The following is a 1484-nucleotide window of genomic DNA, read 5'->3' as shown; positions in this document are numbered from 1 at the left end:
CTAAACTTGGTATGTCAAGGAAGTTACTGGGTTCATCCATTATTAGGATGTTATATCTACCCATGAGCATTTTAGCAAGCAACAATTTTATAATTTCTCCACCGCTTAAAACAGATAAACTTTTTCCAATATCGTTCTGTTTGAACCCCATAGATGCTAGCACTGAACGAATTTCTGATATATTGTAGTCACAATCCTTCTGCATAAACTCCATAACATTCTGATTACTGTTGTACTTGTAACCATTCTGTGCAAAGTAACCTATTTTTGCCTTAGGCGAAATAGAAATTCCTTCTTCATGGTTTAAGATCATTTGGATTAAAGTTGTTTTTCCGATTCCATTACCACCAGTTAACGCCACTTTTGCTCCTAACGGAATTTGAAAAGATGCATTTTCAAACAGAGCCTTATCCCCAAATACTTTATTAATTTCTGCACCGACTATAGGGTATGGATTATGGAGCTCCAATGCTTTACTTTGCCTGAAACGAATTCTGCGAATGCCTTCCGGAGCTTCTACTTTTCCTAAGGCCGCAATCCTGTGCTCTAGGGTTTTAGCAGCATTATACATCTTTTTTTCCTTACTTCCTATTGATTTTTGATGAGCTAAACGCCCTCCGTCTTCAGTACTTTTTTTCTTTGAAGAACCTTTTGCCTTCTGTTCTATTTTACGAGCCTGTTTTCGCTTTTCCTCCGCAGCCCTTTCCAATCGGGCACGTTCCGCAATAAATTGTTCGTATTCTGCAGCTTGGCTCTTACGTTCTTCCTCTTTCTGACGAAGATAATCAGAATAGTTTCCCCAATACTCAGTGATTTTGCCATCTTTCAGTTCCCATATTTTATCTACTATTTCATCAAGAAAATAGCGGTCATGGCTAATAACTAACAGTGCACCTGTAAAATATTTTAGCTGTCCTATTAGAAAATCAATTCCTTCACGGTCTAAATGGCTCGTAGGTTCATCCGCTAAAATACCATGAACCTGTGCCGATAAGGCCTGTGCTATTTTAAGCCTTGTTTCTTCACCACCGCTCATAGTCTGTATATTTAATTGCTCAACACCTAGCTTGCCTACAAGTGCAAAATCTTTTTCCTCCTGCAGAGTTACTTCGTCCAACTGGGGAATATAGGCAAGTTCACCCAGACGATTCATTTTACATCCTGGGGGAGTTAATTCTCCTAAAAGTACCCTGAGTAAAGTGCTTTTTCCAGCACCATTTGCTCCTACTAAACCAATACGGTCATAATCATATACTTCTAATTCATTTATATCTAAAACATCGCGTCCTTTGAATTCCACACGAATGTCTTTTGCTTTTAATATTAATTCCATAACATTTCCTCCTGTCTATAATCGCATGCTTTCATTTGCTTGTATGCAGGGAAAACCCTGCGATTTTAGCAGGAAGAGTTACATGAAAGTAAGATACATAAATATTCCTCCAATATTGTTTATTTTAAATCTAATTTTCTAACCTCAGTTA

At 37.7% G+C, this 1484-nt stretch carries 1 protein-coding gene; it reads right to left on the bottom strand.

The genetic code is table 11. The features are described from left to right. On the bottom strand, positions 1-1333 hold a 1333-nt coding region (gene msr(D) / locus ACTHS3_RS12875; RefSeq protein ID WP_440368117.1), incomplete at its 3' end, for an ABC-F type ribosomal protection protein Msr(D). Positions 1334-1484: the final 151 nt, after the last annotated feature.

This window comes from Neisseria sp. P0009.S007 (genome assembly GCF_051962515.1).
Note: the sequence above shows the minus strand (reverse complement) of the source record. Positions and strands in the feature narration are given on the sequence as shown.